This is a genomic window from uncultured Campylobacter sp., assembly GCF_937949835.1.
Classification (GTDB): domain Bacteria; phylum Campylobacterota; class Campylobacteria; order Campylobacterales; family Campylobacteraceae; genus Campylobacter_B.
This window is the reverse complement of sequence record NZ_CALEDC010000345.1, coordinates 1-4,413: the sequence shown is the minus strand read 5'-3', so window position 1 is coordinate 4,413 and position 4,413 is coordinate 1. Positions and strand designations below refer to the sequence as shown.

4 protein-coding genes and 1 pseudogene are annotated in these 4,413 nt (G+C 49.0%); 3 read left to right on the top strand and 2 right to left on the bottom strand.

Going from position 1 to position 4,413, the window contains the following annotated elements:
- Nucleotides 1-1,049 (top strand): annotated as a pseudogene (locus tag Q0256_RS07895) (hypothetical protein); the annotation flags it as partial.
- Between the two features lie 154 nt (nucleotides 1,050-1,203).
- On the opposite strand, the gene ftsY reads toward Q0256_RS07895, so the two are convergent.
- Together ftsY and Q0256_RS07885 are read right to left on the bottom strand one after the other, a co-directional pair.
- Nucleotides 1,204-2,067, bottom strand: coding sequence for a signal recognition particle-docking protein FtsY (ftsY, locus tag Q0256_RS07890; RefSeq protein WP_297961992.1), 864 nt, complete (start codon nucleotides 2,065-2,067; stop codon nucleotides 1,204-1,206).
- Nucleotides 2,067-2,648, bottom strand: coding sequence for a TlpA disulfide reductase family protein (locus Q0256_RS07885; RefSeq protein ID WP_297961990.1), 582 nt, complete (start codon nucleotides 2,646-2,648; stop codon nucleotides 2,067-2,069). Before Q0256_RS07885 ends, ftsY begins: the two co-directional genes overlap by 1 nt.
- A gap of 80 nt (nucleotides 2,649-2,728) precedes the next feature.
- On the opposite strand from Q0256_RS07885, the gene Q0256_RS07880 reads away from it, so the two are divergent.
- Together Q0256_RS07880 and Q0256_RS07875 are read left to right on the top strand one after the other, a co-directional pair.
- Nucleotides 2,729-3,346, top strand: a complete 618-nt coding sequence (locus Q0256_RS07880) for a 5-formyltetrahydrofolate cyclo-ligase (protein WP_297961987.1) — start codon at nucleotides 2,729-2,731, stop codon at nucleotides 3,344-3,346.
- A partial coding sequence (locus tag Q0256_RS07875) for an Rnase Y domain-containing protein (RefSeq protein ID WP_297961985.1) occupies nucleotides 3,279-4,413 on the top strand: 1,135 nt, incomplete at its 3' end. The genes Q0256_RS07880 and Q0256_RS07875, both read left to right, overlap by 68 nt.

Below are 4,413 nucleotides of genomic sequence, written 5' to 3'. Positions count from 1 at the left end.
AGCGGGTTAAATTTGACGCAGACGGCGCGACGCAAGCGGTAGCGAATGAAATTTTAAAAATGGATGCGGACGAATGCGGCGGCGCCAAGCAAGCTCAAACAAGCGAGTGCGATATATCGCAGATGTCAAACGAGCCCGGCGGCGCTACTTCAGCGTCGCTGCAAGCAGACGAGTGCGACGTATCGCGCAAAAATTTAGATGAAGCGTGCGATGCGGCAGGCGCCGTTAAATTTAACGCTGGCGAGTTAAAATCGGCAGCGAGCCAAAATTTTAAAGCGTGCGCAGCCGAACACGACTCTAAATTTAACTCAAATGAGCCAGCCGCCGATAAATCACAAAAAGCGACGAACGATGAAATTTGCTTTGGCGGCGAGAAATTCAGGCTCAAAAGATACTGCGGCCAGCGCGTGTATCACATAATCTTTCCGCGCGGCTATTTCGGCGCGCCCTATGCGGCGCATCTGGCGAAGCACCATCCGACCTGGCGGTTTGAGGGTGGCGAGGCGGGATATAAGCTAGGCGGGGTCTTGGACGAGCCGGACGGCGATGCGCAAAATCCGCTATTTCATCTTATCACGCTTGATCCGCTGCCCCGCGACTTGCCCGTGCACTCGCTACCGCGTCTAATCCTTGCCGCGCACGTCAGAGAGATAAACGAAGGCGAGATAGTCTTTTACGAGCACGACGCGCAGGGTATGTCGCGACGTATCGGCGAAAGGACGCAGGTCGAATACGTGCAGGACGAACCGATAATGGAGTGCGAGGTCGCGCTTGCGCCTACGCCCGCGCGCTGGGCGGCTCAGGACTGGGGGATGTCAAACAGCAGGCAAAACCTCGCGCGCATCGGCGGCGAGCCCTCGTGGATACAGGGCGCCTCGGTGCCGACGTGTCCGATATGCGGCGAAAAGATGGAGTTTTTGATGCAGCTTGACAGCGAGCTTCCAAGCTGCGAGCAAGGCGGCGAGGTATATTTCGGCAGCGGCGGGATTTTATATGTGTTTTGGTGCGAGCGGACGCGGACGAGCGCATTTTTTATGCAGTGCACGTGAGTAAAAATTTTGTAAAATTCTAAACGAAAATCGTAAAATTCTAAGTAAAATTTATTCTAAGATAATCGAGCGGGCAAAATTTGCCGAGCATTTCAGCGCGTAAAATTTAAACTTGTTCGGCGAGAATATGTAAATTTACGCAGACACACAGAGTTTAAGCGTAAATCCCATCCACCAGCGTCTCTACGAACTCATCCGAGTTAAATTCCGCCAAATCCTCCATCCGCTCGCCCACGCCGACGAAAAGTATCGGCAGCCGCAGCTCGCGCGCTATGGCGAAAAGTGCGCCGCCTTTGGGCGTGCCGTCGAGCTTCGTGATGATAATGCCGTCGAGCCTTACGATCTCGTTGAACGCCCTAGCTTGCGCGACGCTGTGATTGCCCTGAGTGGCGTCGAGCACGATGATCTTACGGTGCGGTGCGCCGCTTTTTGCGCGGTCGCATATTCGCACGATCTTCTCTAACTCCGCGGCTAAATTTTTCTGGTTTTGCAGGCGCCCGGCGGTGTCGATCAGGACGCGATCGATGTTTTTGGCACTTGCCGAGCTTACGGTGTCAAACGCCACGGCAGCGGGATCGTGCCCCTGCGCGGTCGCTACGATTGGTAGATTTAGGATCTGCGCCCATTTGCGCAGCTGCTCGACCGCGCCCGCGCGAAAAGTGTCGCATGCGCCTAAAATCACGCTTTCGCCGCTATTTTTATATAAATTTGCAAGCTTTGCGGTTGTTGTAGTTTTGCCCGCGCCGTTTACGCCGATGATGAGCTCTACGAACGGCTTCTCATTCGCGGGTTTAGCGATCTCGTAATCGAAATAGTTCTTTAAAACGCCCTTGAGATCATCTTTTGCGACTAGCTTTTTTGCGGGAAGTTTTCCTAAAATTTCCTCCACGAGCTCGTAGCCTACGTCGGCTTCAAGCAGCATCTCTTCTAAAATTTCTTTTGAAATTTTATCTTCGCTTTTCGCGCCTCGCATCGCGTCTATGGTCTTGCTAAGCCCTTTTTTAAAAAAATCGAACATCAGAAAATTTTCTCCAATTCGGTCATTAAAATTTCTTCCGGCATCAGCCCGAAATATTGCGCGCTAAACTCGCCCTTTTCGTCGTATATCGCCATATACGGCACTTCGTTTATGCCGCCTAGCGCCTTTGTAAAAAAGTCCGTCCCTTCGCCGTAAGCGATCGCGTAATTTACTTCGTGTGCGCTTGCATAATTTTTTGCATCATCTAAATTTGCATCACCGATCATCACGCCGATGATATCAAGCTTGCCGGAGTAGGCTTGTTTGGCGGCATTTAGTGCGCTTACTTGCACGGCGCAGGCGTCGCACCACGGCGTAAAAAACGCAAATAGCGTCACGGTGGAGTTATTATCGATTCGAAAACCCTGCTTTGTCTTTTGCATATTTAAAATTTTGCCGTTACTGAGCTGGAGTGTAAAAGGAGCGGTATAATCGACCTGGATTACGGCTTCGGTTTCGGACTGCGGCTGCGTGGCGTTGGCCTCGGTCGGGGTATCGCTTGATTTTTTATCCTCATCATCGCCGCAACCCGCAAGAAATAAAACAGCCGTAAAAAGCGCTAGAAAAAAACGAAATTTCATAATGAACCTTAAAATTTAATCGCAAGATTATACAAAAACTAGCTAAAATAAGCGTTAAAATTTTATAAAAGGCTTAAGCTATGCAAAAGAATGAATTTAGAGCAATTTGCAAATCGCGTTTAAAATCTCACGCCGCGCGCGCGGCCAGATGCGAGCATTACGTGCTTTTAAGGCGTATAGAGGGGCTGATAAAATTTTTAAAAGCACGTAAAATTTTAATATTTTTGCCGATGAGCTACGAGCCGAACGTTTTGATTTTAAGAAAAAAGCTATCAAAAAGCTGCGAATTTTACGTTCCGTTTATGGTGGATATTAGCTTAAAAATGGTAAGATTGCGCCAGCCTTTTAAAATTTCACGCTTTGGATTGCGCCAGACGCTTCCGCAAAACGGGTATTTTAAAAAGGTCGATCTAGCCGTGGTTCCAGCTATCGGAGTGGATGGCGCAATGGCTAGAATAGGACACGGGAAAGGATTTTACGATATGTTTTTTTCAGGTCTGAAGCTTAAGCCCGCAATCGCGTTCGTGAGTATAAAAGACTGCTTTTGCAGCGAAATTTTATCGCTTGATCACGACGTAAAGGGCGATTTTTACATAACTCCGAGCCAAAATTACCTAAAAAGAGGAAAGTATGATAGAGATTTTAATCGCCTTGTGCGCTCTTGCGGTGGGCGCTGGCATAGGATACTTAGTAGCTAGAAAGATCAATAACGCCAATTACGATTTCTTCGTAGAACAAGCCAAAGCTAAAGCTAAAGCGATAGAATTTGAAGCCGAGGGCATCTTGCGAAATTCTAAAATTTCGGTACAGGAAGCTGAGTTTGAAGCTAAGAAAAAATACGAAGATAAAGCAAGCAAACTGCAGAAAGAATTTAACGTTAAATTTGACGAGCTCGGCAAAAAGGAGCACGCGCTTCTAACCGAGCAAGAAATTTTAAAAGACAGCAAAAAAGAGCTCGAAAGCGCTAAAAAAGAGGCGAAATTCCTCTATGAAGAGGGCTCAAATTTAAAGAAAAGCTATGAAGAGAAGCTAGCCGAAGCGCTTAAAGTTTTGGAGCGCGTGGCGGGCTTTACGCAGGATGAAGCGCGCGCGCAGGTGCTTAAAAAGGTCGAGGAGCAAAGCCGCACCGACATCGCTCACATCGTGCGAAAATATGAAGAGGAAGCCAAAAAAGAGGCGCGAAAAAAGGCGAATTATATTTTGGCGCAGGCTACGTCGCGCTTTGCGGGCGAGTTTGCGGCAGAGCGGCTTATCAACGTCGTAAATATCAAAAATGACGAGCTTAAAGGCCGGATCATCGGTAAGGAGGGGCGCAACATAAAGGCGCTTGAGATGACCCTGGGCGTGGACGTCATCATCGACGATACCCCGAATGCGATCATCGTAAGCTCACATAATCTCTACCGCCGCGCCATCGCCGTTCGTGTCATCGAAACTCTTATCGAGGACGGCAGGATTCAGCCTGCGCGCATCGAGGACATCTACAAAAAAGTGAGCGACGAATTTGAAGCTAGCATCGCCGAAGAGGGCGAAAATATCGTAATGGATCTAGGCCTTAGCAAAATTCATCCCGAAATTTTAAAACTTATCGGCAAGCTTAAATTTCGCGCGAGCTACGGACAGAACGCCCTTGCGCACAGCCTTGAGGTCGCACATCTTGCGGGTATCATCGCCGCAGAAACGGGCGGAGATCAAAAGCTAGCCAAGCGAGCGGGCCTACTTCACGACATCGGCAAGGCGCTAACTCACGAGTACGAGGGTTCGC

Excerpts from the sequence above, each read along its gene's own strand:
- ftsY (WP_297961992.1), bottom strand. The coding sequence starts at position 2,067 with ATGTTCGATTTTTTTAAAAAAGGGCTTAGCAAGACCATAGACGCGATG.
- Q0256_RS07885 (WP_297961990.1), bottom strand. The coding sequence starts at position 2,648 with ATGAAATTTCGTTTTTTTCTAGCGCTTTTTACGGCTGTTTTATTTCTT.
- Q0256_RS07880 (WP_297961987.1), top strand. The coding sequence starts at position 2,729 with ATGCAAAAGAATGAATTTAGAGCAATTTGCAAATCGCGTTTAAAATCT.